A 25,340-nucleotide genomic window follows, 5' to 3' on the forward strand; every position below is an offset into this window, starting at 1 on the left:
CCTCAACCCAGCAGCGAAATGTCGGCAACACCCAGGAACAGGCCACGCAGACGCGCCAGCAGCGCGTAACGGTTGGCTCGCACTTTGGCGTCTTCGGCATTGACCATTACCGCGTCGAAGAACGCATCAACCGGCTCGCGCAGTGCCGCAAGGCGTGCCAGCGATTCGTTGTACTGACGCGCCGCAGCCATTGGCTGCACAGCCTGATCCGCTTGCTGGATCGCCGAGTACAGCGAGAACTCGTTGGCGTTGTCGAAGTACTTGGCTTCAACCACGCTTGGCACGGCGCCTTCAACTTTGCTCAGCAGGTTGGAAACCCGCTTGTTCACCGCCGCCAACGCTGCCGCTTCCGGCAGTTTGCGGAAGGCTTGCACCGCTTGCACCCGCTGGTCGAAGTCCAGCGCCGAACCCGGCTTCAGGGCACGTACCGACAGATAAGTGGCAACATCGACGCCTTCGTCTTCGTAACGCGCGCGCAGACGGTCGAAGATGAATTCCAGTACCGACTCATTCAGGCCGGCAGCCTTGACCTTGGTACCGAACGCATTCACGGCGAAAGCCACGGCGTCGTTCAGGTCCAGATCCAGTTGTTTCTCGATCAGGATACGCAGCACGCCCAGTGCCGCGCGACGCAGGGCATACGGGTCTTTGCTGCCGGTTGGCAGCATGCCGATACCGAAGATGCCGACCAGAGTGTCGAGTTTGTCAGCGATCGCAACAGCCGCACCGGTCAGGGTCGCAGGCAGTTCAGCACCGGCACCGCGTGGCATGTACTGCTCGTTCAGCGCCAGCGCGACGTCTTGCGGCTCACCGTCATTGAGGGCGTAGTAGTAGCCGGCGACACCTTGCATCTCCGGGAACTCGCCGACCATTTCGGTGGACAGGTCGCACTTCGACAGCAAGCCCGCGCGGGCAGCCCACGAAGCGTTGCCGCCGATGCGTGCGGCGATGTAAGCCGCCAGTTTCGAAACGCGCTCGGCCTTGTCATAGACGCTGCCGAGTTTTTCCTGGAACACCACGTTCTTCAGGCGCTCGTTGAACACTTCGAGTTTCTGCTTCTTGTCTTGCTTGAAGAAGAACTCGGCGTCGGTCAGGCGTGGGCGAACCACTTTCTCGTTACCGGCGATGATCTGCTGCGGGTCTTTGCTTTCGATGTTGGCCACAGTGATGAAACGTGGCAGCAACTTGCCGTCGGCATCCAGCAGGCAGAAGTACTTCTGGTTGTCCTGCATGGTGGTGATCAGCGCTTCTTGCGGCACGTCGAGGAAACGTTCCTCGAACGAGCACACCAGCGGCACCGGCCATTCAACCAGCGCGGTCACTTCGTCGAGCAGCGCCGGCGGAACGATTGCGGTGCCTTCCTGACGGGTTGCCAGCTCTTCAGTGCGCTTGCTGATGATCTCGCGACGCTCGTTGGCGTCGGCCAGAACATAAGCGGCACGCAGATCGGCGAGGTAGCTTGCCGGCGAACCGATGCGTACGTTTTCCGGATGGTGGAAGCGGTGACCACGGGAATCACGGCCAGCCTTCTGCGCGAGGATGGTGCAGTCGATGACCTGGTCACCGAGCAGCATCACCAGCCATTGGGTCGGACGCACGAACTCTTCTTTGCGCGCACCCCAACGCATGCGTTTCGGGATCGGCAGGTCGTTCAGCGAATCTTCGACGATGGTCGGCAGCAGGCTTGCGGTCGGCTTGCCGGCGATGCTTTGGCTGTAACGCAGCTTCGGGCCGCTCTGATCGATTTCGCTCAGATCGACGCCGCACTTCTTGGCAAAACCCAAGGCTGCCTGGGTCGGATTGCCTTCGGCGTCGAAAGCCGCCTGACGTGGCGGGCCGTCGAGGTTGATGCTGCGATCCGGTTGCTGGGTGGCCAGCGCGGTAATCAACACAGCCAGACGACGCGGCGCGGCGTAGACGGTTTTTGCTTCATAGCTCAGGCCGGCAGCTTGCAGGCCCTTGTCGATACCGGCGAGGAACGCGTCAGCCAAAGTGTTCAGCGCTTTGGGTGGCAGTTCTTCGGTGCCCAGTTCAACCAGAAAATCTTGCGCACTCATTGTGCAGCCTCCAGCTTGGCCAGTACTTCGTCACGCAGGTCCGGGGTCGCCATCGGGAAGCCCAGCTTGGCGCGCGCCAGCAGGTAGGCTTGCGCAACGGAACGCGCCAGGGTGCGCACGCGCAGGATGTATTGCTGACGCGCGGTCACCGAGATTGCCCGGCGCGCATCCAGCAGGTTGAAGGTGTGCGAGGCCTTCAGGACCATTTCGTAGCTCGGCAGCGGCAACGGCTGGTCGAGTTCGATCAGGCGCTTGGCTTCGCTTTCATAGAAGTCGAACAGTTCGAACAGTTTGTCGACGTTGGCGTGTTCGAAGTTATAGGTAGACTGCTCCACTTCGTTCTGGTGGAACACATCGCCGTAGGTGACTTTGCCCATCGGACCGTCAGCCCAGACCAGGTCGTAGACCGAATCTACGCCCTGCAGGTACATGGCCAGACGTTCGAGACCGTAGGTGATTTCGCCGGTCACCGGGTAGCACTCGATGCCGCCCGCCTGCTGGAAGTAAGTGAACTGAGTCACTTCCATGCCGTTCAGCCAGACTTCCCAGCCCAGACCCCAGGCGCCGAGGGTCGGCGATTCCCAGTTGTCTTCGACGAAGCGAATGTCGTGGACCAACGGGTCCAGGCCGACATGCTTGAGGGAGCCCAGGTACAGTTCCTGGAAGTTGTCCGGGTTCGGCTTCAGGACGACCTGGAACTGATAGTAGTGCTGCAGACGGTTCGGGTTTTCGCCGTAACGGCCGTCAGTCGGACGGCGGCTTGGCTGCACGTAGGCGGCGTTCCAGGTTTCCGGGCCGATGGCGCGCAGGAAGGTCGCGGTGTGGAAAGTGCCGGCGCCTACTTCCATATCGTAGGGCTGAAGTACCACACAACCTTGCTCGGCCCAGTATTGCTGGAGCGCGAGGATCAAGTCTTGGAAGGTACGCACGGCTGGCGTAGGCTGGCTCACGAAATTCACCTGTTTCTTGGGCTGCGATTTAAAGAGCGGGAGTATACCCGATTCAGTCGCACCTCCACCCCCTGGAGCCTTATGCCACGCTGCTTTTGGTGTACCGAAGATCCGTTGTACATGGCTTATCACGATCAGGAGTGGGGCACGCCGCTACGCGATGCGCAGGGTTTGTTCGAGTTGCTTTTGCTCGAAGGGTTCCAGGCCGGGCTTTCCTGGATCACCGTGTTGCGCAAACGCGAGCGCTATCGTGAGGTGTTGTTCGGCTTTGATGTGCAACGTGTGGCGCAGATGAGCGACGCCGAAATCGAAGAATTGATGCTCGATCCGGGGATCATCCGCAACCGCCTAAAACTCAATGCCGCCCGGCGTAATGCCCAGGCCTGGCTGGCGCTGGAAGATCCGGTGGCGTTCCTCTGGTCGTTCGTCGGCGGCCAGCCGATCATCAATCATTTCAAGGATCGCAGCGAAGTCCCGGCGATCACCCCCGAAGCGCTGGCGATGAGCAAAGGCCTGAAAAAGGCTGGCTTCACGTTCGTCGGTCCGACCATTTGCTACGCGCTGATGCAGGCCTCTGGCATGGTCATGGATCACACCCGCGACTGCGACCGCTACGCGCAGCTCGTCAACGGCGGTTAGAATGGCCGCCTCGCGCACAGCACAAGATCAGGAGTGACCTGTGGAAAAGTTTAAAGGCGCCTTGCTGGTAGGCGCTCTGCGGCTGTTTGCCCTGCTGCCATGGCGGGCGGTGCAGGCCGTGGGTTCGGCAATTGGCTGGATCATGTGGAAAACCCCCAACCGCTCCCGCGATGTAGTGCGGATCAACCTCGCCAAATGTTTTCCACAGATGGACCCGGCCGAGCGCGAGCGTCTGGTCGGCCAGAGTCTGAAAGACATCGGCAAGTCCCTGACCGAAAGCGCCTGCGCGTGGATCTGGCCGGCGCAGCGCTCCATCGATCTGGTGCGCGAAGTCGAAGGCCTCGACGTGCTCAAAGACGCATTGGCCTCGGGCAAAGGCGTGGTCGGCATCACCAGTCACCTGGGCAATTGGGAAGTGCTCAACCACTTCTATTGCAGCCAGTGCAAACCGATCATTTTCTACCGTCCACCCAAGCTCAAGGCTGTGGATGAATTGCTGCGCAAGCAGCGCGTGCAGTTGGGTAACAAGGTTGCCGCGTCAACCAAGGAAGGCATTCTCAGCGTCATCAAGGAAGTGCGCAAAGGTGGTGCAGTGGGCATTCCCGCTGACCCGGAACCGGCCGAATCAGCGGGGATTTTCGTACCCTTCTTCGCCACGCAGGCGCTGACCAGCAAATTCGTGCCGAACATGTTGGCCGGTGGCAAAGCCGTCGGCGTGTTCCTGCATGCGCTGCGCCTGCCCGACGGTTCCGGCTACAAGGTGATCCTTGAAGCCGCGCCGGAAGCGATGTACAGCACCGATACCGCCGAGTCCTGCGCTGCCATGAGCAAAGTCGTCGAGCGTTACGTGGCAGCGTATCCAAGCCAGTACATGTGGAGCATGAAGCGCTTCAAGAAGCGTCCACCGGGCGAAGAACGCTGGTACTGAGCAAATTGGCACACTCTGTGGATAACCAGTAGGAGCTGCCGCAGGCTGCGATCTTTTGATCTTGCGCCTGCGGTTATCCACAACCCGTTCATCAAAGGGCGCGAGAAGATGTCCGAACACCGCAAATCATTCCGCATCAAGATCACCCACGACAGCTTCGGCGAATGCTTGGGTGAGACCCGCAACCTGTCGCCCACCGGCGTCTATGTCCAGCATCCGCGCCTTGCCTCGTTGCCCAAAGGCGCTGTGGTCTATGGCCAGGTGCAGGATTTACCCGCAGGCGCGCCGCGAGTGCGGATGGAAGTGGTGACGGTGGATGCCGAGGGGATCGGCCTGCGCTACTTGTGAGTAAGATCCGCTGACTTATTGCGCCTGACGATCGAGCTTCTTCAGAAACACCGTCATTTCTTTCTCGGCCTGCTTGTCGCCATGGGCGCGGGCGGCTTCCAGACCGTGTTCCCACGCCTGACGCGCGGCGGCGTGATCGCCCTGCGCCAGTTGCGCCTTGCCCAACAGTTTCCAGGCTGCCGAGTATTTCGGATCGAAGCCGACGCAGCGCTGGAAATGCTCGGCGGCCTTGGCGTTTTCCCCAAGATCCAGATAACCCTTGCCCAAGCCGAAGCGCAGCAGGGAGTTATCCACACCCTTGGCGAGCATTTTTTCCAGGGATTCGAGCATGGGTTGAGTCCTTTTCGGGTGTGTCAGGGAAGATGTGTGGCGCCACCATCGCTGGCAAGCCAGCTCCCACAGGGATCTCTGCTGGGCATCACATTTGTGAACAACCAAAAACCTGTGGGAGCTGGCTTGCCAGCGATAGGGCCAGTCTGATCACCAGATAATCCGGATCAGAAAAAGCTCAACCCCACATGGAACAGCTTCTCCACATCACGAATATGCTTTTTATCCACAAGGAACAGAATCACATGGTCGCCCGCTTCGATCACCGTATCGTCGTGGGCAATGATCACTTGATCATTGCGGATCACCGCGCCGATGGTGGTGCCCGGCGGCAGGCCGATTTTCTCGATGGGCTTGCCGATGACCTTGCTCGACTTGGCATCACCGTGGGCAATCGCCTCGATCGCTTCCGCCGCACCGCGACGCAATGAGTGCACGCTGACGATATCGCCACGGCGCACGTGGGCCAGCAGCGTGCCGATGGTCGCCAGTTGCGGGCTGATGGCAATGTCGATGTCGCCGCCCTGGATCAGGTCGACGTAAGCCGGGTTGTTGATGATCGTCATCACCTTCTTCGCCCCCAGCCGTTTGGCCAGCAGCGACGACATGATGTTGGCTTCGTCGTCGTTGGTCAGTGCGAGGAAAATATCCGCGTCGGCGATGTTCTCTTCCATCAGCAAGTCGCGATCCGAGGCGCTGCCCTGCAACACCACGGTGCTGTCGAGGGTGTCGGAGAGATAGCGGCAGCGCGCCGGGCTCATCTCGATGATCTTCACCTGATAACGGCTTTCAATGGCTTCGGCCAGCCGCTCGCCGATCTGCCCGCCGCCGGCGATGACGATGCGCTTGTAAGTCTCATCGAGACGGCGCATTTCGCTCATCACGGCGCGAATATCCTCACGCGCGGCGATGAAGAAGACTTCGTCATCGGCTTCGATCACCGTGTTGCCTTGCGGCAAAATCGGCCGGTCGCGGCGGAAAATCGCAGCGACGCGGGTCTCGACATTCGGCATGTGCTCGCGCAATTGCCGCAGTTGCTGACCGACCAGGGGTCCGCCGTAGTAAGCGCGTACGGCCACCAGTTGCGCCTTGCCTTCAGCGAAGTCGATCACCTGCAAAGCACCGGGATGCTGGATCAGGCGTTTGATGTAGTTGGTCACCACTTGCTCGGGGCTGATCAACACGTCGACCGGAATGGCTTCGTTCTGGAACAGCTGCTCTTCGCGGTTCAGATAGGACGCTTCGCGCACCCGGGCGATCTTGGTCGGGGTGTGGAACAACGTGTGGGCGACCTGGCAGGCGACCATGTTGGTTTCGTCGCTGTTGGTCACCGCCACCAGCATGTCGGCGTCGTCGGCGCCGGCCTGGCGCAGCACCGACGGCAGCGAGCCACGGCCCTGCACGGTGCGGATGTCGAGGCGATCACCAAGGTCGCGCAAGCGCTCGCCATCGGTGTCGACCACCGTGATGTCATTGGCTTCGCTCGCCAAGTGTTCAGCCAGCGAACCGCCGACCTGTCCTGCACCGAGGATGATGATTTTCATCCAGTCACTCCAATGAATCCGTTTAGCCGCGTGCGGCAGCGATCTTGATCAGTTTGGCGTAGTAGAACCCGTCATGCCCGCCCTGCTGGGCCAGCAGTTGGCGACCATGGGGCTGCTTGATCCCGGCGGTCGTGGCCAAGTCCAGCTCGCGTGCGCCAGGGGTGCGCTCAAGGAACGCGGCAATGACTTCGGTGTTCTCGGTCGGCAGGGTCGAGCAGGTGGCGTAAAGCAGGATGCCGCCGACTTCGAGGGTTTTCCACATCGCCTCGAGCAACTCACCTTGCAGTTGCGCGAGGGCGACGATGTCGTCGGGCTGACGGGTCAGTTTGATGTCCGGATGACGGCGGATCACCCCGGTGGCCGAGCACGGTGCGTCGAGCAGGATGCGCTGGAACGGTTTGCCATCCCACCATTTCTCGATATCACGACCGTCGGCAGCGATCAGCTCGGCGCTGAGGCCGAGGCGTTCGAGGTTTTCTCGCACGCGCACCAGACGCTTGGCTTCCAGATCCACCGCCACCACGCCGGCCAGTGCAGGCTCGGCTTCAAGGATGTGGCAAGTCTTGCCACCGGGTGCGCAGCAGGCGTCGAGCACCCGTTGGCCCGGCGCCAGATCGAGCAGATCGGCGGCCAGTTGTGCGGCTTCGTCCTGCACGCTGATCCAGCCTTCGGCGAACCCCGGCAGGCTGCGCACATCGGCAGCGGCTTCAAGAATGATGCCGTCGGCGCTGAAGACACACGGCGTTGCGGCGATACCGGCTTCAGTCAGTAGACCGAGGTAGGCGTCGCGGCTGTGATGGCGACGGTTGACCCGCAGAATCATCGGCGGATGCGCGTTGTTCGCTTCGCAGATCGCTTCCCACTGCTCTGGCCAGAAAGCCTTCAGGGATTTTTGCAGCCAGCGTGGGTGGGCGGTGCGTACCACTGGATCGCGTTCCAGCTCGGCGAAAATCGTTTCGCTTTCACGTTGGGCATTGCGCAGTACGGCATTGAGCAGGCCCTTGGCCCAAGGCTTTTTCAGCTTGTCGGCGCAACCGACGGTTTCACCGATGGCGGCGTGGGCCGGGACACGGGTGTAGAGCAACTGATAGAGGCCGACCAGCAGCAGCGCCTCGACATCGGCATCCGCAGCCTTGAACGGCTTTTGCAGCAATTTTTCTGCCAGTGCCGACAGCCGTGGCTGCCAGCGCGCGGTGCCGAACGCCAGATCCTGAGTGAAACCGCGATCGCGATCCTCGACCTTGTCCAGTTGCGTCGGCAGAGAGCTGTTGAGCGAGGCTTTGCCGCTGAGTACGGCGGCGAGTGCCTTGGCGGCGGCCAGACGCGGATTCATTGTGCGTCCACCACTGCGCCGAGCACGGTGCCGACGGCGAATTTCTCGCGGCGGCTGTTGAACAGATCGCTGAAGTTCAGCGCCTTGCCGCCGGGCAATTGCAGGCGGGTCAGGCACAGCGCCTGTTCGCCGCACGCGACGATCAAACCGTCCTTGCTGGCGCTGAGGATTTCACCCGGTGCGCCGTTGCCCTGAGCTACAGTCGCCGCGAGCACTTTCAATGCTTCACCGTTGAGGGTGCTGTGGGTGATCGGCCACGGATTGAAAGCGCGAACCAGACGTTCCAGCTCGACGGCCGGGCGGCTCCAGTCGATGCGTGCTTCGTCCTTGTTCAGTTTGTGCGCGTAGGTGGCGAGGTCGTCGTTCTGCACTTCGCCTTCAAGAGTGCCAGCAGCCAGACCGGCAATCGCTTGCACCACCGCGGGTGGGCCCATCTCGGCGAGACGGTCGTGCAGTGTGCCGCCGGTGTCTTCGCCAGTGATCGGCGTGACGACCTTGAGCAACATCGGACCGGTGTCGAGGCCGGCTTCCATGCGCATCACGGTCACGCCGCTTTCGGCATCGCCCGCTTCGACGGCGCGCTGAATCGGCGCCGCACCGCGCCAGCGAGGCAGCAAGGATGCGTGGCTGTTGATGCAGCCCAGACGCGGAATATCGAGCACCACTTGCGGCAGGATCAGGCCGTAGGCGACCACCACCATCAAGTCCGGCTTCAATGCAGCGAGTTCAGCCTGAGCGTCAGCGTTGCGCAACGTCGGCGGCTGCAACACCTGGATATTATTTTCCAGCGCCAGCTGTTTAACCGGGCTCGGCATCAGTTTTTGCCCGCGACCGGCCGGACGATCCGGTTGGGTGTAGACCGCAACGATCTCGTAAGGGCTGCTCAGCAGGGCCTTGAGGTGCTCGGCGGCGAATTCCGGGGTGCCGGCAAAAACGATGCGCAGTGGCTCGGTCATTGAATGGCTCTCTATGGCAAAGCTTCATAAAAAGAAAAAGGCTTGCCGCAGCAAGCCTTTGAAGGAGGGCATCAAGCGTTCTGGCGATGGAGCTTTTCCAGTTTCTTCTTGATCCGGTCGCGCTTGAGCGTGGACAGGTAATCGACGAACAATTTGCCATTGAGGTGGTCGCATTCGTGCTGGATGCACACCGCGAGCAGGCCTTCGGCGATCAGCTCATAGGGCTTGCCGTCGCGGTCCAGCGCCTTGATCCTGACCTTCTGCGGGCGGTCGACGTTTTCATAGAAACCCGGCACCGAAAGACAGCCTTCCTGATACTGATCCATTTCTTCGGTCAGCGATTCGAACTCGGGGTTGATGAACACCCGCGGCTCGGAGCGGTCTTCGGAAAGGTCCATCACGACGATACGTTTGTGCACGTTGACCTGGGTCGCGGCGAGGCCGATGCCCGGCGCTTCATACATTGTTTCAAACATGTCATCGACCAACTGACGCACTTCGTCGTCCACTACAGCCACAGGCTTGGCGATAGTACGCAGACGCGGGTCCGGAAATTCGAGGATGTTTAAAATGGCCATAGGCTGATTGCTGCACGTGTTGAGTAAAGTCGGGTCGATGGCCTGGCAGGTCCGAAGATGCAGGCTACCGTTGTGAAGCGTAGCTTGTGCATTTTGCTCAAGCGAGCCACGGGGGCTCTGACGATTCACGCGAGCGCACATGATAAAGGGATTCACTGCATGAGGAAAACACTACTCGCCCTGCTGCTGTTGGCTTCGGCTGGCGCGGCGCACGGGCAAGTGCAACTCAGGGATGGTTTTCCACAGCAATACACGGTGGTTTCGGGGGACACCCTCTGGGACATTTCCGGTAAATACCTGCGCGAGCCCTGGCAGTGGCCACAATTGTGGCGGGCCAATCCGCAGATCGAGAACCCCAACCTGATCTATCCCGGCGACACGCTGACGCTCAGTTACGTCAACGGCCAGCCGCGCCTGACCCTCAATCGCGGCGAGTCGCGCGGCACCATCAAGCTCTCGCCACGCATTCGTACCAGCCCGGTGGCCGAGGCGATTCCGAGCATTCCACTCAAATCCATCAACAGCTTTCTGTTGAGCAATCGCATCGTCGACAAGGCCGAAGACTTCGACAAGGCGCCGTACATCGTCGCCGGCGATGCCGAACGGGTGCTCAGCGGTACCGGCGACCGCATTTTCGCTCGTGGCCAATTCGACCCGGATCAGCCGGTGTACGGCATCTTCCGACAGGGCAAGGTCTACACCGATCCGCAGACCAAGGAGTTTCTCGGGATCAATGCCGATGACATCGGTGGTGGCGAAATCGTTGCCACCGAGGGCGATGTCGCCACCCTCGCCCTGCAACGCACCACCCAGGAAGTACGCCTTGGGGACCGCTTGTTCAGCGGCGAAGAGCGCTCGATCAACTCGAGCTTCATGCCCAGCGCGCCGACCAGCGACATCAACGGCGTCATCATCGACGTGCCGCGCGGTGTCACCCAGATTGGTGCAATGGACGTGGTCACCCTGAACAAGGGCAAGCGTGACGGCCTGGCTGAAGGCAATGTGCTGGTGGTGATGAAAACCGGCGAAACCGTGCGCGACCGGATCACCGGTCAGCCACTGAAAATCCCCGACGAACGCGCCGGGTTGCTGATGGTATTCCGCACCTACGACAAACTCAGCTACGGCCTCGTCCTTAACGCCTCGCGCTCATTGGCGGTGCTCGACAAGGTGCGAAATCCGTAAGCGTGCTTAACAAGTTACCAACAGAGTTATCCACAGCTTGCTCCGAATGGTTCGGAGCTTATAACGATCAAGGATTGATCCATTATGCTGTCAGCCTGTACGCCAGTTTCCCCTGCGGAACTGGAAGCGCGCCTGCGCTTGCACCGCTTGCCGGAAATCGGCCCGAAGCGCTTTCTAAAATTGCTCGAAGCCTTTGGCTCGGCGTCCAAAGCCATCAGCGCCCCGGCCAGTGCCTGGCGTTCGCTGGGATTGCCGGCGGCGTGTGCCGAGGCGCGGCGATGTCCCGAAGTGCGCGATGGCGCCAGTCACGCAATGCGCTGGCTAGAGCGGCCCAATCAACATTTACTGATGTGGGATCAAGCGGACTATCCGGCGCTGCTCGCACAGATTCCGGATCCACCGCCGCTGTTGTTTGTCGCCGGCGATCCACTGATTCTTGAAAAACCGCAACTGGCGATGGTTGGCAGCCGCCGTGCTTCGCGTCCGGGAATGGACACCGCCGCAGCCTTCTCTCGCTGCCTGGCGGGCGCCGGTTTTGTCATCACCAGTGGTCTGGCGCTGGGCATTGATGCCGCCGCACATCAGGCCGCGCTGGATGTCGGCGGGCAAACCGTGGGTGTGCTGGGCACCGGCCTGGAAAATTTTTATCCACAGCGCAATCAGCGGCTGGCCGACGCGATGATTGCCTCGGGCAGCGCAGTGCTTTCGGAGTTTCCGCTGGATGCCGGCCCGAGCGCCAGCAACTTCCCGCGGCGCAACCGGATCATCAGTGGTTTGTCCCTTGGCGTGCTGGTGGTCGAGGCGAGTGTCGCCAGTGGTTCGCTGATCACCGCGCGGCTGGCGGCGGAACAGGGACGAGAGGTTTACGCCATTCCCGGCTCGATTCATCACCCCGGCGCACGGGGCTGTCATCAGTTGATTCGCGATGGCGCGGTGCTGGTGGAAACCATAGAGCACATCCTCGAAGCCTTGCGCGGCTGGCAGCATTTACCGATGTCTACCGACACTCCCAAAGAGACTCATCCACTGCTCACGCTGCTGCACGCCGCACCGCATACCAGTGAGGGCTTGGCTGATAGCAGTGGCTGGGCATTGCCCAAAGTGTTGGCGGCCCTTACTGAACTGGAAATGGATGGCCGTGCGGTGTGTGAAAACGGTCGCTGGCTGGCCAGGACGAGCTAGGTTTTACAAGGAAGATCGGTAAACTGCGCGAAACCTGTTTGTGGAGAGTTTTTTCATGGTCAACAGTTGGCGTGTGCAACAAGCCGCGCGAGAGATTCGCGCCGGGGCGGTGATTGCCTATCCAACCGAAGCTGTCTGGGGGCTGGGTTGCGATCCGTGGAATGAAGAAGCGGTGGATCGGCTGCTGGCGATCAAGAATCGTTCGGTCGACAAGGGCCTGATTCTGGTCGCCGACAATATTCGCCAGTTCGACTTTCTGTTTGAAGACTTCCCGCAGGACTGGATCGACCGCATGTCCAGCACCTGGCCAGGACCGAACACCTGGCTGGTACCGCATCAGAACTTGTTGCCGGAATGGGTCACCGGGGTGCATGACACCGTCGCGCTGCGGGTCAGCGATCACCCGCAGGTGCGAGACTTGTGCTCAATGGTAGGGCCACTGATTTCGACATCGGCCAACCCGCAAGGACGTCCGGCGGCGCGCACGCGTTTGAGGGTCGAGCAGTATTTCCGCGGACAGATTGATCTGGTCCTGGGTGGAGAACTGGGTGGGCGCAAGAACCCCAGCGTGATCCGTGACCTGGCCAGCGGTAACGTCATTCGTCCTGACTGACGTTCTGTTTCGAGCTTATATAGATACAGGTAGTACTCCTCGGCTTTCAAGGTGAGGAGTACTACATATGGCTGCGATTTTTCCTTCAACTAACCATCAAAATACAACAACTTTTTGTTTATATCTGTCTTTGCCGTGTCGGACTAATCGACGAACATTCAGTTTCAGTAACTTTTCCTACGTCATTATCAGAAATCGCGCAGTGGCGATATTTCTAAAAGCATCCATTATTTCAATGCGCTCAGAAAACTTCGATAAGTTAACGTCTGCGGAGAAGGAATGGATACTACGGATTTACAACTCACGGATTATCTGCAGGCACTTCAGGCGACATTAAAACGTCAGCATGAAGATTGTCGTGTGGTTACTCTTGAAGCCGGATCAGACACGCGAGAGTTCGAGCGGTTTATTGGTCGGCAGTTTCGGCTGCGACTGCAACATTACATGCTGACCTCCAGAGCCCGTTTGCTGGAAACCAGCTTGGCGATAACGGCCCGCAGCACTCACTTTCTGCTCTATCAACAAGACCGGTTGATGGCGGTATTGAGGGTGACTCCCTCACCCTTTGAATGGGCATCACTGGCGCATCAGCACCTTTCGCCAACCCAGGCGCTGTCGCGTCATGTCGAGTTCAGCAGGTTGATCACCCTCTCCCATGGTCAGCTGCCGGTGTCGGTCAACTGCCTGCTGGCATCGGCCACCGAGTGGGCGATCAAGCGCGGTTATGAGGGCGTCATCGCCCTGTGCCGATCACCCCAACGACGACTGTTCCAGCGTTTCGGCCTGACATCGATCACCACCGACTCCCTGCATATCGAACAACGCGCACGCGCTGATTATTGGCTGCTCTCGGCGCAATGGCCGCAGATCCTCGCAGCCGTTCAGCAACCCGCCCACACAGCCCTGAATCCACCGGAGCATCACGATGACCGCGCACGCCAGTTTTGAACAACAGTTGATCCTGCTGGACGAACGAATCGAACAGTTATGGGCCGATATTCTCGATAGCTCGCGCTTGGTAAAAGCCATCCGCGGCGGCAGCGTTTCCAAGGCCCTGTATGCGATTTACATGATCGAGACGTTTCACTACACCGCACACAATGCGCGAAACTAGGGTTTGGTGGGTGTGCGACATGCTGATAATCCGGTGTATGCAAAGTTTTGTTTTGAGCATGCGGCGCAAGAAGTTGGCCATGAAAAGATGGCACTGCATGACGTCATGAGTCTGGGCCTCAAGAATGAAGTCTTCGATATACCGACGGCACTTCCGGCAACCGAAGTGTTAATCGCCTATTTATACTGGATATCTTTTACCGGTAATCCGCTGCAACGGCTGGGGTACAGTTATTGGGCAGAGAACGCCTATCAATTCATTAATCCGATTATTAATAGCTTGAGTGAAACATTGTCGTTAAAACCGGCTCAGCTGACATTCTTTATTGCTCACTCCGATATTGATATCGAACACTTCAACGAGATCAAACTCATCCTGCAGCGAACTTGCAAAGATCAATCCGATTGGGACGCCGTTGCTACCGTGATGGAAACCAGTTTGCGCCTGACCGGCAATATGCTTGAAGCCGTCTATGAACAGTATGAGGCCTGGCAAAACGGCCTCGCGCCGCGCTATGACTTCCTGCACGCACTGGATAACTCATGAGTCCTTTACGGCGATTTTCCCGAATGACGCACGGGGGCAGGCATGGCTGACTATTTCGAGCGACTGAACTATGCGCTGGGGGATGAAGACACCGCACTGGAATACGCCATCTTGCCCCAGCGGGCCAGGCACGTGGTCGGCGTCGCGGGAAGTGGCGGGCGGCTGCTGCCGTTGCTGGCCCGCAACCCCGCACGCATGACTTGCGTCGATATCAGTGCGCCGCAACTGGCGTTCACGCGACTGCGCTTTGCTCTGCTGGAACAGACCGACTACACATCGTTTATGGACTTCATGGGTTACCACCCAGGGGTTTTGCCGTCGCGACGCCAATCCATACTTGAGCAACTGGATCTGCCGCGTGTCGATCGCCACTGGCTGGCGGAGCTTTTCCAGGCACGTCATTGGCAGGCACCGATCTATATGGGGGCCTTTGAACAGGCTTTGCAGCGGTTGGCGAAGGTCAACCGATTGTTTACCGGCGAGGCAGGTAGAGAGATTTTTCAGTGCAGCGATCTCGGCGAGCAAACCGATTATTACCGCACCCGTTTTCCCCTCAGGCGCTGGCGGGCTGTGATCTCGCTGCTGGGCAACGCAGCAGTGCTCAATTCGTTGTTGTACAAGGGATCGTTTCCACCCAACAACCTGGGTATCAGCTCCCGCGCAGCGTATCTGGACATTTTCCACACCTTGTTCACCACGCAGATCGTTCGCGAGAGCTTCTTTCTGCAAATGCTGTTTTTTGGTGAGCTGCGCTATCCGCAAGGGTTCCCGCTGGAGTGCGATCCGCGGATCTTCAAGCGTGCCCGAGAGGCCATTGAGCAATGTGAGTTGCGCATCGTGCAGGCCGACATTATCAACTGCGCCGCCAAACACACGGATGTCGATTTCGTATCGCTCTCGGACGTCCCTTCCTTCATGCCCCAAGCCGCTGGAGCGAGTGTCTTGCAGCAATTGCGTCCGTGCCTTGCCGATGAGGCGTTGCTGGTCATGCGCGGCCATTTGCACATCGTCGAACCCGATTGTGCAGGCTTCTGCGATATCACTGGCCAGTACCAGGATGCGATCGCACGAGAGAAAACCCAGCTCTGGCGCGTGCAGGTCTACCGCCAGACGACACCTTTGCAGGTATCCCGATGAACAATCAGCACCCAACCGTCAACTGGGTAAAAAACCGTGTGCGTCAGGCCCGTGACGATCAGCAGCAGTTGTTTGATGCCGGGCTAAATGGCCTGAAACTGGTCAGCCGTGAGGGCAAGACCATCGAGTTGAGCAGCGGGGAGCGGCTGACCGAGTTTCTCTCATGTTCTTACCTGGGACTGGAGTGCGACCCGCGTCTGATTGAAAGCGCGGTGAGCTCCGTGAAATCCTTCGGCGTGCAATTCGCCGCCGCACGAACCCGTGCGCTGCTACCGCCGATGCGCGAACTCGACGAGCAATTGCACCAGATATTCCAGGGCTACACGGTGACCTTCAACTCGGTGGGCAGTGCGCATCTGGGCTGCCTGCCGTTACTGGGCTCCGGCGAGTTACCGTCCTATCCGTTGCGTCGAGGCCCGGGCTGGATTGTTGACCGGGCGGCCCATGCCTCGATGCAGGTGCTACAAGGGATTCTGTGGCAGTTCGGCCCTGTACAGCGATGCGACTGCAATGACGTGGAGCAAGTCGAACAGGCTTGCTCCACAGCGGTAGCCGCTGGCCATACACCCATCATCCTTACGGACAGCATTGGCTCGATGCGGGGGTTGTATCCGGTCAATCGTCTGTTGCAACTGGCGGAGCGCTTTGAAGGTTATCTGTATGCCGATGACGCCCACGGCACCTCGATTCACGGTGTAACAGGCGGAGGTTATGCGCTGGTCGCCGCCGATGAGCGACGGCGCGATCGTCTGATCCTTCTGTCCTCGCTGTCCAAGGCATTTGGTGCCACGGGCGGAGCGATCACTGTGTTTACCGAAGCCGACGCTGAAATGATCCGCCGCCATGCGTCGACCTATACCTTCGGCGGTCCATTGTCGATGGGTGGCGTCGGTGCGGCGGTAGCGTCTGCGGACATCCACCTTTCGCCGGAGCTGGGGCAGTTGCAGGCGGCTCTGTGGCGAAATGTTGCCCTGATCGACGACCTGCTCGGACCGGTGCTGGGCAACCATGAAGTCGCCTCGCCCATTCGTTTCGTCCGCGTTGGCGCCGAGCGTGATGCGATCAGTCTGGCGTTGCACCTGCGTCGAAAGTCCATCGCCGTTACCACGGCCGTGTTTCCAGTGGTGGCCAAAGGCGAAGCGATTCTGCGTCTGGCCGTCAGCGCGAATCACAACCAGGCCCAATTGGAGAGCCTGGCCAATGCCGTCCGTGGCGGTTTCGATGAATTGGGCATTCGCCAGGGTGGTCGTGACGATGAGCGATGATCCCGTGCTCGCTGCCAATCAGGCCTTTGCGCACAAATTGGCCCATGCGCAGTCACTGCCGTGGTTCTGTGCGCTGTGTCCGCAGATCCTCCAGGTGCACAGTCTGAAGGATTTGCAGCGCCTGCCGATCCAGGCCGTGGAGGACGAGCATGGCGGTGCGCTGTTTTCCGCGCTTGGCGAAGCGTCGCACCGTGCGCCGGGTGGCGGCCTGACCCTGACGTCGGGCGGCAGCACCGGCAGCCGCAAACACATCACCCATTCCTGGGCGTTCAACGCCAGCATCGTGCCGCTGGGGGCGCGAATGTTTGGCGTGGCGGACGAACGCCCGAGCGTGGTCATCAATTGCCTGACCGCGGGTGAAATGCAGGGCGCTTTCCAGTACGCAGCGGCGATCGTCCAGCATGTCGGCGCGCGTCTGCTGCCCGCCGGTTCATTGATGGGGGTTCAGCGAATTGCCGGGCTGATTCAGTCGCAAGAGGCCGATGCACTGATTTGCACGCCTTCATTCGCCGCGGCGCTGTTCAACCACGATGAAATCGACGCACAGCAGTTGGTCAGTCTGAGATGGCTTTACTACATCGGGGAACCCTGCGGTCCTCAATTGCGCGAACAGCTTGGCCGGGGCTGGCCGGCGATAAGGCTCCGGTCGCTGGGCTACAGCTCGACGGAAACCGGGCCCATCGGCTATCAATGCGCGCACCTTGAGCACGGTTTCTATCATCTGCACGCCGATGCGATGTTCGTCGAAGTGGTGGACCCGTTCACCTTGCAAGCAGTGGCCGCGGGCCAAAGCGGTGAGTTCCTGCTGACAGTTTTGCTGCCCGACCATGTGCCGCTGTTGCGTTACCGGATTGGTGATCGTGGGCGAATCCTGCGCAGTGCGGCGAATTGCGCCTGTGGCAGCGCCTTGCCTGTGGTGCAACTTGAGGGGCGGGTAGAGACATCGATCAAGCTGGGTGGCGCGATGATCACACAGCGACAGGTGATGAGCGTACTCGCACAGGCGTTGCCGGAGCTGGGTTCGACCGACATTCAGGTACAGATCAATCGACAGGCCAACGGTGTGCGCCTGTGTCTGGTCATTGCTCAGGGCAAACTGCCGTCCGGCGCAGAAGCCGCCATCGAACGGGCGTTGCACAATGAGGAGCAGGCAAGAGCATTGCTCAGGTTGCCTGGCGTGTTGGGGTTGCAGGTGCGGCGTATGGCCCGCAACTGTTTCGAAACAACTGCTGCGGGCAAGACACCGTTTTTTATTGAGTTGGAGGCTACCCCGGACTCACCGGGGTAGCGTGTTTTCAGGGCAGCAGGATGGTCGAACCGGTGGTGCGCCGAGCTGACAACTCGGTCTGCGCCTTCGCCGCTTCAGCCAATGGATAGCGCTGGCTGATATCGACCTTGAGCTTGCCGCTGATGATCATCTCGAACAGTTCATCGGCCATGCGCTGCAGGTTCTGCGCATTGTTGGCATAGGTCGCCAATGTAGGCCGGGTGACGTAGAGCGAGCCCTTGGCGGAAAGGATCCCCAGATTCACCCCGTCGACTGCGCCGGAAGCATTGCCGAAGCTCACCACCAAGCCACGGGGCGACACGCTGTCCAGCGAAGTCAGCCAGGTGTCCTTGCCGACGCCGTCATAGACCACCGGGACTTTTTTGCCGTCGGTCAATTCCAGCACGCGTTCGGCAACGTTTTCGTGGCTGTAGTCGATGGTTGCCCAGGCACCGTTGGCTTTCGCCAGTTCGGCTTTCTCCTTGGAACTGACGGTGCCAATCAGCTTCACGCCCAGTGCCTTGGCCCATTGGCAGGCCAGCGAACCGACGCCCCCTGCAGCGGCGTGGAACAGAATGGTTTCGCCACCCTTGAGTTCATAAGTCTGGCGCAGCAGGTACTGCACGGTCAGACCCTTTAGCATCACCCCGGCAGCCGTCTCGAAGCTGATTTCGTCCGGCAGATGCACCAGATTGGCTTCAGGCAGAACGTGCAATTCGCTGTAGGCGCCCAGCGGGCCGCTGCCGTACGCGACGCGGTCACCGACCTTGAACCGGGTCACCTCGCTGCCCACTGCCTCAACAATGCCTGCACCTTCCGCGCCCAGGCCGGACGGCAAGGCTGGCGGTGCGTAGAGGCCGCTGCGGAAATAGGTGTCGATGAAATTCAGGCCGATAGCCTTGTTGGCTACGCGCACCTGATCAGGGCCGGGCGCGGCGGGTTCGTAATCAACAAACTCGAGTACTTCGGGACCGCCGTGGGCGCGGAACTGGATACGCTTTGCCATCTGCCTGCTCTCCTTGGGTCTTTTGTGAGGTCCCTATCCAACGCTTATGCATGATCTTCGTCAACTGCGGCGCGTTGGCCTGCGGTGTTATGCTACGCGCCCATTTGCGCCGACCCCCGCCTGCGGGTTGCCGCGTAGTGATGCCCCGATTCAAGGTGAAGCCATGACGACCCGCACCGACGCCGTAAAGGCCTATCTGCTCGACCTGCAAGACCGCATCTGCGCTGCACTCGAAACCGAGGATGGCGGCACGCGCTTCGTCGAAGACGCCTGGACCCGGCCGGCCGGTGGTGGCGGTCGCACTCGCGTGATTGAAAACGGCACGCTGATCGAAAAGGGCGGCGTCAACTTTTCCCACGTCTTCGGCAGTGGTCTGCCACCGTCGGCCAGCGCCCATCGCCCGGAATTGGCCGGTCGCGGTTTTGAGGCCCTCGGTGTGTCGTTGGTGATTCATCCGCACAACCCGCATGTGCCGACATCTCACGCCAACGTGCGTTTTTTCATCGCCGAGAAAGAAGGTGAAGAGCCGGTCTGGTGGTTCGGCGGTGGCTTCGACCTGACGCCGTATTACGGCAACGAAGAGGACTGCATCCACTGGCACCGCGTCGCCGAACAGGCTTGCGCGCCGTTCGGCCCGGACGTCTATCCGCGTTATAAGGCTTGGTGCGACAACTACTTTCACATCAAGCATCGCCACGAACCGCGCGGCATCGGCGGCTTGTTTTTCGATGACCTGAACGAGTGGGATTTCGATACCAGTTTCGCCTTCATGCGCGCCATTGGTGATGCCTACATCGACGCCTATCTGCCGATCGTGCAGCGCCGCAAGCACGATGCGTTCACCGCCCAGCAACGTGAGTTCCAGGAATTCCGCCGTGGCCGCTACGTCGAGTTCAACCTGGTTTACGACCGTGGCACGCTGTTCGGCCTGCAATCGGGCGGGCGTACCGAGTCGATCCTGATGTCACTGCCGCCGCAAGTACGCTGGGGCTACGACTGGAAGGCTGAACCTGGCAGCGAAGAAGCGCGCCTGACCGAGTACTTCCTGCAAGACCGCGACTGGCTGACCCAAGCCTGAGGACATCTGATGGATCGTTACGTCGTTTTCGGTAACCCGATCGGCCACAGCAAATCGCCGATGATCCACAAGCTGTTCGCCGAGCAGACCGGCGAGAGCCTCGACTACGCCACCTTGCTGGCGCCGCTCGACGACTTTTCCGCCTATGCTACGGCGTTTTTCCGTGAAGGTCGCGGCGCCAATGTCACTGTGCCGTTCAAGGAAGAAGCCTATCGGCTGGCCAACAGCCTGACGGCCCGTGCGCAACGGGCCGGTGCGGTGAACACCTTGAGCAAACTGGCCGACGGTTCGCTGCTCGGCGACAACACCGACGGCGCCGGGCTGGTGCGGGATCTGACGGTAAACGCCGGGTTCAGCCTGACCGGCAAACGCATCTTGCTGCTCGGTGCCGGTGGCGCCGTGCGTGGAGCGCTGGAGCCGTTGCTGGCGGAGAAACCCGCGTCGGTGATCATTGCCAACCGTACGGTAGACAAGGCCGAGTTGCTGGCGGAACTGTTCTGCGATCTGGGGCCGGTGTCGGCCAGCGGCTTTGATTGGCTGCGCGAGCCGGTGGACGTGATCATCAACGCCACTTCCGCCAGCCTCACCGGCGATGTACCGCCGATTGCGCCGAGCCTGATCGAACCGGGCAAGACGTTGTGCTACGACATGATGTACGGCAAAGAACCGACGGCGTTCTGCCGTTGGGCCAGTGAGCACGGTGCGGCGGTGTCGATGGATGGTTTGGGGATGTTGGCCGAACAAGCGGCGGAAGCCTTCTTCCTTTGGCGCGGCGTGCGGCCGGACACGGCGCCGGTTCTGGCTGAACTTCGCCGCCAACTCGCGCAATGATCTCTGTAGGAGTGAGCCTGCTCGCGATAGCGGAGTGCCTGTCACATTGATACTTGATGTGCCGCCGCTATCGCGAGCAGGCTCACTCCTACAGGTTTATGCAGTGCTTGTTGGATCAATCCTCAAACCGGATCGGGCACTTCTCTGGCCCTTCCAGCTTGCGCAGTTCCTCCACCACCTGCGGCCGCGCACCGCGCAACGTCAAACTGCGACCCTGACTCAACAGGCGCCGCGCTTCCTGATGCAGCATCTCCACCCCCGAATAGTCGATGAAGTTGATCTGCTGCGCCTCGATCACCACCCGCGCGCCGTGCATGCGCTGCAAACGCACTTGCAGATAATGGCTGGCGCCGAAGAAGATCGAGCCGCCGACCCGCAGCACATCGTCTTCACCATCACGCCAGTGCTGCACTCGCGGCTGTGAAGTGCGCTTGAGGTAGAAGAACAGCGAAGCAAGCACGCCGGCGTAGATCGCGGTCTGCAACTCCAGCAGCAGAGTGGCCAGGCAGGTCAGCGCCATCACCACGAACTCGGCGCGGCTGACCCGCAGTAACGCGCGAATACCGCGATGATCCACCAACCCCCAGGCGATCAACAGGATGCTGCCGGCCATCGCCGGAATCGGAATATGCGAAATCAGCCCGGCACCAAAAATCGCAAACAATGCCACCCAGAGCGCCGAAAACACGCCCGCCAGCGGTGAGCAAGCCCCGGCCTCATAACTGAGGCCCGAGCGGGTGAACGAGCCCGCCGACAGCGATCCGGAAAAGAACGCCCCGACAATGTTCGAAAGGCCTTGCGCGCGAACTTCCTGATTGGCATCGAGCAACTGCTGCGAACGTGCGGATATCGAGCGGGCAATCGACAGGCTGGTGACCAGCCCCAGCATGCCCACCGCCACTGCGCTGGGTAGCAGGCGCAGGATCAAATCCAGATCCAGCGGCAACCCGCTGAACGGCGGCAAACGCCCGACAAATGCGCTGACCAGATGCACGTGGCCGAACATCGCCGGCCACAGCCACACCAGCAGACTGGCCAGCACTAACGTGATCAACAACGTCGGCCAGCGCGGCAGCCATTGTTTCAGCACAACGCCGACTGCCACCGTGGCTACTCCGAGCAGCAACGATGGGTTATCCACAGCTCGGAGGTGTTGCAGCAGATCCATCAAACTGTCTAGCGCCGTGGCTTTGGCTGGCAAATCCAGCCCCAGCAGGTTTGGCAATTGCCCAATGGCAATCACCACCGCCGCGCCAAGGGTGAAACCGAGCACCACCGAATGCGAGACGAAGTTCACCAGCGCGCCAAACCGGAGCAAGCCAAGCAACCATTGAAATACCCCGGCGAGGAAGGTCAGCAACAGGATCAGGGTGACGTAGTCCTGGGATGCCGGCACAGCCAGTGGACTGACGCTGGCGTAAAGCACGATCGAAATCGCCGCGGTCGGGCCGCAGATCAAATGCCACGACGAACCCCACAGACAGGCGATCAGCACCGGGATGATCGCGGCGTAGAGGCCGTATTCAGGTGGGAGACCGGCGATCAGCGCGTAGGCAATCGACTGAGGTAACGCGAGAATCGCACCACTGAGGCCGACGATCAGATCCCGTCCGACGCTGGCGCGGGTTTGCCGGGGTAGCCAGGTGAGGAAGGGAAACAGTGAGCGGCGACTGGGGAAGGCCATGGGTCCTCGCGGTTTGGGGTTTTGTTCAAGGGTAACAGGGTGTCAGTTGGGAAAGCCCCTCACCCTAGCCCTCTCACAAAGGGAGAGGGGGCTGACCTAGATGTTTGGTCGAATTACGCCGACGTGAAAAATCTGCGTCGAAATCAAATTCTGAATACACCACAGATCAGCTCCCTTCCCCCTCGACCCCCTTGGGGGCGGTCCGACGTTTCGGGAGGGTTGGGGTGAGGAAGCAAAAATCTCAAGCCGAGCACAATTTCGGCAACCCCACGATCAGAGCTTGGCTTTAACCGCCGCCAACGCATCCTTGCCATCCACCGTCTTCACCCCATCCAGCCACTTGTCCAACACCGCCGGATTAGCCTTGATCCAAGCCTTCGCCGCTTCGGCATTGGTGATCTTCTTGTTCACCACCTCGGCCATGATGCTGTTCTCCATTTCCTGAGTGAACGCAAGATTGGTCAGCAATTTACCCACATTCGGACAGGCCTCCGCATAACCCTTGCGCGTCAGGGTGAACACGCTGCCGGTGTCGCCAAAGTATTTCTCGCCGCCCTTCAGATAGCGCATTTTCAACTGTACGTTCATCGGGTGCGGGGTCCAGCCGAGGAAGGTGACGAATTTCTGTTTCTTCACCGCCCGCGACACTTCGGCGAGCATCGCCTGTTCGCTGGACTCGATCAGTTTCCACTGGCCCATGTCGAAGTCATTCTTCTTGATGATCTCCTGCAGCGAGATATTCGCCGGGGCGCCCGAGCCGATGCCGTAGATCTTCTTGTCGAACTTGTCGGCAAACTTGTTCAGGTCGGCAAAGTCATGCACACCGGCATCCCACACGTAGTCCGGCACGGCCAGGGTGAACTCGGTGCCGTCGAGGTTCTTCGCCAGTTGCGTGACATCGCCGGTAGCCACGAACTTATCGTAGAAGCCCTGCTGCGCCGGCATCCAGTTACCGAGGAAGACATCCACCTGGCCATCCTTCAAACCGCCGAAGGTGATCGGCACCGCGAGGGTGTCGACCTTGGCCTTGTAGCCCATGCCATCCAGCAGAAACCCGGTAATGGCGTTGGTTGCGGCGATGTCGCTCCAGCCGGGGTCGGCCATCTTTACCGTGCTGCAGCTTTGCTCGGCAAATGCCGAGGCACTGCTCAGCGCTATCAGGCCAAACGTCACTGCTGTGGATAACTTGCGCATGGACTTCCCCTTCACATTATTGGTTTTGGCAGGGTTGTGGATAACGGGCTTTGCGCTCCAGGTCATCGAGGTCGATGTGGTTGCGCATGTACTGCTGACTGGCGTCCACCAATGGCTGGTGATCCCAGCTCTTCAGCTTGCCGATGGTTAACGCATCGGCGACGAAACGGCGGCGGCGCTGACTGGCGAGAACGTCCCGGTGGATTGCTGGGATATCCCACTTGGCGCGCGCCTCGACAAGAAAATCGTCGAAAAGCTGGCGATGCAGTGGCGATTGGCTGAGTTCTTCTATTTCACGCGGATCGTTGTCTACGTCAAAGAGTAGGCAAGGGTCGCTTTCGCTGTAGATAAATTTGTAGGCACCACGGCGGATCATCATCAGCGGGCTGATCGTGCCTTCGGCCATGTACTCGCCGAATACTTCGTCATGACCGCCCTGCCCTTGCAGGTGCGGCACCAGCGACCGCCCGTCCAGCGGCAGACCCGGCTCCAGCGTGCCGCCAGCCAGTTCGACGAAGGTTGGCAACAGGTCTGCGGTGGACACCGCAGCGCTGATCCGGCCCGCGCCAAACTGGCCTGGCGCACTTATCAACAGGGGGACTCGCGCCGCCATCTCGTACCAGTGCATTTTGTACCAGAGGCCTTTTTCGCCAAGCATGTCGCCATGGTCGCCCGAGAAGACGATGATGGTGTCATCGATCAGCCCGGTTTCCTCAAGGGTTTGCAGGAGTTTGCCGACGTTGGCATCGATATAGCTGCAAGCGCCGAAGTACGCACGGCGCGCGTCGCGAATCTTATCCACAGGCAATGGTTTATCCCACAGGTCATAAACCTTGAGCAGCCGTTGCGAGTGCGGATCGAGTTCGTGCTGGTCCGGTGTTGCAGGCAACGGGATATCGGCATCGTCGTACAAGTCCCAGAATGCCTTGGGAATCGTGTACGGATCGTGTGGGTGGGTCATCGACACGGTCAGGCAGAACGGCTGATCGCCATCTTCGCGAATGTGATCGAACAGATATTGCTGCGCCTTGAACACCACCTCTTCATCGAAATCGAGCTGATTGGTGCGCACGCACGGCCCGGCTTGCAGCACTGAAGACATGTTGTGATACCAGGTCGGCCGCACATCCGGCTCGTCCCAATTCACCGACCAACCGTAGTCGGCGGGATAGATATCACTGGTCAGGCGCTCTTCGTAGCCATGCAACTGATCCGGGCCGCAAAAATGCATCTTGCCCGACAGTGCTGTGCGGTAGCCGAGGCGACGCAGGTAGTGGGCGTAAGTCGGCACATCGGCGGGGAAATCGGCAGCGTTGTCGTACGCGCCGATCTTGCTTGGCAACTGTCCGCTGACCAAGGTGAAGCGCGACGGCGCGCATAACGGGCTGTTGCAGTAAGCGGCATCGAACACCACGCCTTGGTCGGCGAGGCGCGAAAGATTGGGCAGTTTGATCGGCGAAGGCCCGTAGATCGGCAACATTGGCGCGGCCATCTGATCGGCCATGATGAAAAGAATATTCTTGCGCTTCATGTGATCGCGGCATTCCATAGTAAATATTTATGCGACATTGCTGC

Annotated in this window: 25 protein-coding genes; 14 read left to right on the forward strand and 11 right to left on the reverse strand. The window is 60.0% G+C overall.

Annotation, left to right across the window (positions count from 1 at the left end):
- Positions 1-2: 2 nt before the first annotated feature.
- Together glyS and glyQ are read right to left on the reverse strand one after the other, a co-directional pair.
- Positions 3-2,057 (reverse strand): glycine--tRNA ligase subunit beta, encoded by a 2,055-nt coding sequence (gene glyS / locus ICA16_RS12970; RefSeq protein WP_150616974.1) that lies wholly within the window; start codon positions 2,055-2,057, stop codon positions 3-5.
- Positions 2,054-3,007 (reverse strand): glycine--tRNA ligase subunit alpha, encoded by a 954-nt coding sequence (glyQ, locus tag ICA16_RS12975; protein ID WP_025112261.1) that lies wholly within the window; start codon positions 3,005-3,007, stop codon positions 2,054-2,056. Before glyQ ends, glyS begins: the two co-directional genes overlap by 4 nt.
- An 81-nt stretch (positions 3,008-3,088) precedes the next feature.
- On the opposite strand from glyQ, the gene ICA16_RS12980 reads away from it, so the two are divergent.
- The 3 genes from ICA16_RS12980 to ICA16_RS12990 all read left to right on the forward strand — a co-directional run bounded on the left by ICA16_RS12980 (position 3,089) and on the right by ICA16_RS12990 (position 4,922).
- On the forward strand, positions 3,089-3,646 hold the full coding sequence (locus ICA16_RS12980; RefSeq protein ID WP_115147905.1) for a DNA-3-methyladenine glycosylase I: 558 nt from the start codon (positions 3,089-3,091) through the stop codon (positions 3,644-3,646).
- A 40-nt stretch (positions 3,647-3,686) separates the two neighbouring features.
- A complete protein-coding gene (locus tag ICA16_RS12985; RefSeq protein WP_008084359.1) occupies positions 3,687-4,574 on the forward strand; it encodes a lysophospholipid acyltransferase in 888 nt (295 codons plus the stop codon).
- A 108-nt stretch (positions 4,575-4,682) separates the two neighbouring features.
- On the forward strand, positions 4,683-4,922 hold the full coding sequence (locus ICA16_RS12990; RefSeq protein WP_150616975.1) for a PilZ domain-containing protein: 240 nt from the start codon (positions 4,683-4,685) through the stop codon (positions 4,920-4,922).
- Positions 4,923-4,937: 15 nt separating this feature from the next.
- Here the strand turns inward: ICA16_RS12990 and ICA16_RS12995 are convergent, their stop codons facing one another.
- From ICA16_RS12995 to def, 5 genes are all read right to left on the reverse strand, one after another.
- A complete protein-coding gene (locus ICA16_RS12995) occupies positions 4,938-5,252 on the reverse strand; it encodes a tetratricopeptide repeat protein (protein ID WP_042556911.1) in 315 nt (104 codons plus the stop codon).
- 167 nt (positions 5,253-5,419) lie between these two features.
- Positions 5,420-6,796: a Trk system potassium transporter TrkA gene (gene trkA, locus ICA16_RS13000; protein ID WP_150593319.1), complete on the reverse strand. Its 1,377-nt coding sequence runs from the start codon at positions 6,794-6,796 to the stop codon at positions 5,420-5,422.
- A 22-nt stretch (positions 6,797-6,818) separates the two neighbouring features.
- A complete protein-coding gene (gene rsmB, locus ICA16_RS13005; protein ID WP_150616976.1) occupies positions 6,819-8,129 on the reverse strand; it encodes a 16S rRNA (cytosine(967)-C(5))-methyltransferase RsmB in 1,311 nt (436 codons plus the stop codon).
- Positions 8,126-9,085 (reverse strand): methionyl-tRNA formyltransferase, encoded by a 960-nt coding sequence (fmt, locus tag ICA16_RS13010; RefSeq protein WP_150603670.1) that lies wholly within the window; start codon positions 9,083-9,085, stop codon positions 8,126-8,128. Before fmt ends, rsmB begins: the two co-directional genes overlap by 4 nt.
- A gap of 71 nt (positions 9,086-9,156) precedes the next feature.
- Positions 9,157-9,663: a peptide deformylase gene (gene def, locus ICA16_RS13015; RefSeq protein ID WP_042556915.1), complete on the reverse strand. Its 507-nt coding sequence runs from the start codon at positions 9,661-9,663 to the stop codon at positions 9,157-9,159.
- Positions 9,664-9,822: 159 nt separating this feature from the next.
- Between def and ICA16_RS13020 the strand changes: the two genes are divergently transcribed.
- The 9 genes from ICA16_RS13020 to ICA16_RS13055 all read left to right on the forward strand — a co-directional run bounded on the left by ICA16_RS13020 (position 9,823) and on the right by ICA16_RS13055 (position 17,993).
- Positions 9,823-10,848: a LysM peptidoglycan-binding domain-containing protein gene (locus tag ICA16_RS13020; protein ID WP_210700748.1), complete on the forward strand. Its 1,026-nt coding sequence runs from the start codon at positions 9,823-9,825 to the stop codon at positions 10,846-10,848.
- 81 nt (positions 10,849-10,929) lie between these two features.
- Positions 10,930-12,030 (forward strand): DNA-processing protein DprA, encoded by a 1,101-nt coding sequence (gene dprA / locus ICA16_RS13025; protein WP_210700805.1) that lies wholly within the window; start codon positions 10,930-10,932, stop codon positions 12,028-12,030.
- A gap of 55 nt (positions 12,031-12,085) precedes the next feature.
- Complete coding sequence (gene tsaC / locus ICA16_RS13030) at positions 12,086-12,643, forward strand: L-threonylcarbamoyladenylate synthase type 1 TsaC (RefSeq protein ID WP_150603674.1); 558 nt, start codon at positions 12,086-12,088, stop codon at positions 12,641-12,643.
- A gap of 444 nt (positions 12,644-13,087) precedes the next feature.
- Positions 13,088-13,591: a hypothetical protein gene (locus ICA16_RS13035; RefSeq protein ID WP_228734173.1), complete on the forward strand. Its 504-nt coding sequence runs from the start codon at positions 13,088-13,090 to the stop codon at positions 13,589-13,591.
- Positions 13,569-13,757: a hypothetical protein gene (locus ICA16_RS28190; protein ID WP_228734174.1), complete on the forward strand. Its 189-nt coding sequence runs from the start codon at positions 13,569-13,571 to the stop codon at positions 13,755-13,757. The genes ICA16_RS13035 and ICA16_RS28190 overlap by 23 nt, the downstream gene beginning before the upstream one ends.
- Positions 13,758-13,769: 12 nt before the next feature.
- A complete protein-coding gene (locus ICA16_RS13040; protein WP_338049928.1) occupies positions 13,770-14,303 on the forward strand; it encodes an iron-containing redox enzyme family protein in 534 nt (177 codons plus the stop codon).
- Between the two features lie 42 nt (positions 14,304-14,345).
- Entirely contained in the window at positions 14,346-15,440 is a 1,095-nt protein-coding gene (locus ICA16_RS13045; RefSeq protein ID WP_210700749.1) for a DUF3419 family protein, read from the forward strand.
- Positions 15,437-16,705, forward strand: a complete 1,269-nt coding sequence (locus tag ICA16_RS13050; RefSeq protein ID WP_210700750.1) for an aminotransferase class I/II-fold pyridoxal phosphate-dependent enzyme — start codon at positions 15,437-15,439, stop codon at positions 16,703-16,705. The genes ICA16_RS13045 and ICA16_RS13050 overlap by 4 nt, the downstream gene beginning before the upstream one ends.
- Entirely contained in the window at positions 16,695-17,993 is a 1,299-nt protein-coding gene (locus ICA16_RS13055) for a phenylacetate--CoA ligase family protein (protein WP_210700751.1), read from the forward strand. Before ICA16_RS13050 ends, ICA16_RS13055 begins: the two co-directional genes overlap by 11 nt.
- Before the next feature lie 7 nt (positions 17,994-18,000).
- On the opposite strand, the gene ICA16_RS13060 is transcribed toward ICA16_RS13055, so the two are convergent.
- Positions 18,001-18,978: a quinone oxidoreductase family protein gene (locus ICA16_RS13060; protein ID WP_210553256.1), complete on the reverse strand. Its 978-nt coding sequence runs from the start codon at positions 18,976-18,978 to the stop codon at positions 18,001-18,003.
- 163 nt (positions 18,979-19,141) lie between these two features.
- On the opposite strand from ICA16_RS13060, the gene hemF reads away from it, so the two are divergent.
- Together hemF and aroE are read left to right on the forward strand one after the other, a co-directional pair.
- Positions 19,142-20,056 carry an oxygen-dependent coproporphyrinogen oxidase gene (gene hemF, locus ICA16_RS13065; protein ID WP_210700752.1) on the forward strand — a complete coding sequence of 305 codons (915 nt, stop codon included), beginning with the start codon at positions 19,142-19,144 and terminating at the stop codon, positions 20,054-20,056.
- 9 nt (positions 20,057-20,065) lie between these two features.
- Positions 20,066-20,887 carry a shikimate dehydrogenase gene (aroE, locus tag ICA16_RS13070; RefSeq protein ID WP_210700753.1) on the forward strand — a complete coding sequence of 274 codons (822 nt, stop codon included), beginning with the start codon at positions 20,066-20,068 and terminating at the stop codon, positions 20,885-20,887.
- Positions 20,888-21,002: 115 nt separating this feature from the next.
- Here aroE and ICA16_RS13075 read toward each other — a convergent pair whose 3' ends face one another.
- The 3 genes from ICA16_RS13075 to betC all read right to left on the reverse strand — a co-directional run bounded on the left by ICA16_RS13075 (position 21,003) and on the right by betC (position 25,296).
- Positions 21,003-22,571 carry a SulP family inorganic anion transporter gene (locus ICA16_RS13075; RefSeq protein ID WP_210553253.1) on the reverse strand — a complete coding sequence of 523 codons (1,569 nt, stop codon included), beginning with the start codon at positions 22,569-22,571 and terminating at the stop codon, positions 21,003-21,005.
- 273 nt (positions 22,572-22,844) lie between these two features.
- A complete protein-coding gene (gene choX, locus ICA16_RS13080) occupies positions 22,845-23,765 on the reverse strand; it encodes a choline ABC transporter substrate-binding protein (RefSeq protein ID WP_210553252.1) in 921 nt (306 codons plus the stop codon).
- A gap of 16 nt (positions 23,766-23,781) precedes the next feature.
- The gene (betC, locus tag ICA16_RS13085) at positions 23,782-25,296 is read right to left on the reverse strand and encodes a choline-sulfatase (RefSeq protein ID WP_210700754.1); all 1,515 of its coding nucleotides are present in this window, start codon (positions 25,294-25,296) and stop codon (positions 23,782-23,784) included.
- Between the last annotated feature and the right edge of the window lie 44 nt (positions 25,297-25,340).

This window comes from Pseudomonas anatoliensis, from assembly GCF_017976235.1.
In the GTDB taxonomy this organism is placed as follows: Bacteria; Pseudomonadota; Gammaproteobacteria; order Pseudomonadales; family Pseudomonadaceae; genus Aquipseudomonas; species Aquipseudomonas anatoliensis.

What these genes read in the sequence shown, in the direction of transcription:
- glyS (WP_150616974.1), bottom strand. Translation starts at nt 2,057, where the DNA reads ATGAGTGCGCAAGATTTTCTGGTTGAACTGGGCACCGAAGAACTGCCA.
- ICA16_RS12980 (WP_115147905.1), top strand. Translation starts at nt 3,089, where the DNA reads ATGCCACGCTGCTTTTGGTGTACCGAAGATCCGTTGTACATGGCTTAT.
- ICA16_RS12990 (WP_150616975.1), top strand. Translation starts at nt 4,683, where the DNA reads ATGTCCGAACACCGCAAATCATTCCGCATCAAGATCACCCACGACAGC.
- ICA16_RS12995 (WP_042556911.1), bottom strand. Translation starts at nt 5,252, where the DNA reads ATGCTCGAATCCCTGGAAAAAATGCTCGCCAAGGGTGTGGATAACTCC.
- trkA (WP_150593319.1), bottom strand. Translation starts at nt 6,796, where the DNA reads ATGAAAATCATCATCCTCGGTGCAGGACAGGTCGGCGGTTCGCTGGCT.
- rsmB (WP_150616976.1), bottom strand. Translation starts at nt 8,129, where the DNA reads ATGAATCCGCGTCTGGCCGCCGCCAAGGCACTCGCCGCCGTACTCAGC.
- fmt (WP_150603670.1), bottom strand. Translation starts at nt 9,085, where the DNA reads ATGACCGAGCCACTGCGCATCGTTTTTGCCGGCACCCCGGAATTCGCC.
- def (WP_042556915.1), bottom strand. Translation starts at nt 9,663, where the DNA reads ATGGCCATTTTAAACATCCTCGAATTTCCGGACCCGCGTCTGCGTACT.
- ICA16_RS13020 (WP_210700748.1), top strand. Translation starts at nt 9,823, where the DNA reads ATGAGGAAAACACTACTCGCCCTGCTGCTGTTGGCTTCGGCTGGCGCG.
- tsaC (WP_150603674.1), top strand. Translation starts at nt 12,086, where the DNA reads ATGGTCAACAGTTGGCGTGTGCAACAAGCCGCGCGAGAGATTCGCGCC.
- ICA16_RS13035 (WP_228734173.1), top strand. Translation starts at nt 13,088, where the DNA reads ATGCTGACCTCCAGAGCCCGTTTGCTGGAAACCAGCTTGGCGATAACG.
- ICA16_RS28190 (WP_228734174.1), top strand. Translation starts at nt 13,569, where the DNA reads ATGACCGCGCACGCCAGTTTTGAACAACAGTTGATCCTGCTGGACGAA.
- ICA16_RS13045 (WP_210700749.1), top strand. Translation starts at nt 14,346, where the DNA reads ATGGCTGACTATTTCGAGCGACTGAACTATGCGCTGGGGGATGAAGAC.
- ICA16_RS13050 (WP_210700750.1), top strand. Translation starts at nt 15,437, where the DNA reads ATGAACAATCAGCACCCAACCGTCAACTGGGTAAAAAACCGTGTGCGT.
- ICA16_RS13055 (WP_210700751.1), top strand. Translation starts at nt 16,695, where the DNA reads ATGAGCGATGATCCCGTGCTCGCTGCCAATCAGGCCTTTGCGCACAAA.
- ICA16_RS13060 (WP_210553256.1), bottom strand. Translation starts at nt 18,978, where the DNA reads ATGGCAAAGCGTATCCAGTTCCGCGCCCACGGCGGTCCCGAAGTACTC.
- hemF (WP_210700752.1), top strand. Translation starts at nt 19,142, where the DNA reads ATGACGACCCGCACCGACGCCGTAAAGGCCTATCTGCTCGACCTGCAA.
- aroE (WP_210700753.1), top strand. Translation starts at nt 20,066, where the DNA reads ATGGATCGTTACGTCGTTTTCGGTAACCCGATCGGCCACAGCAAATCG.
- ICA16_RS13075 (WP_210553253.1), bottom strand. Translation starts at nt 22,571, where the DNA reads ATGGCCTTCCCCAGTCGCCGCTCACTGTTTCCCTTCCTCACCTGGCTA.
- choX (WP_210553252.1), bottom strand. Translation starts at nt 23,765, where the DNA reads ATGCGCAAGTTATCCACAGCAGTGACGTTTGGCCTGATAGCGCTGAGC.
- betC (WP_210700754.1), bottom strand. Translation starts at nt 25,296, where the DNA reads ATGAAGCGCAAGAATATTCTTTTCATCATGGCCGATCAGATGGCCGCG.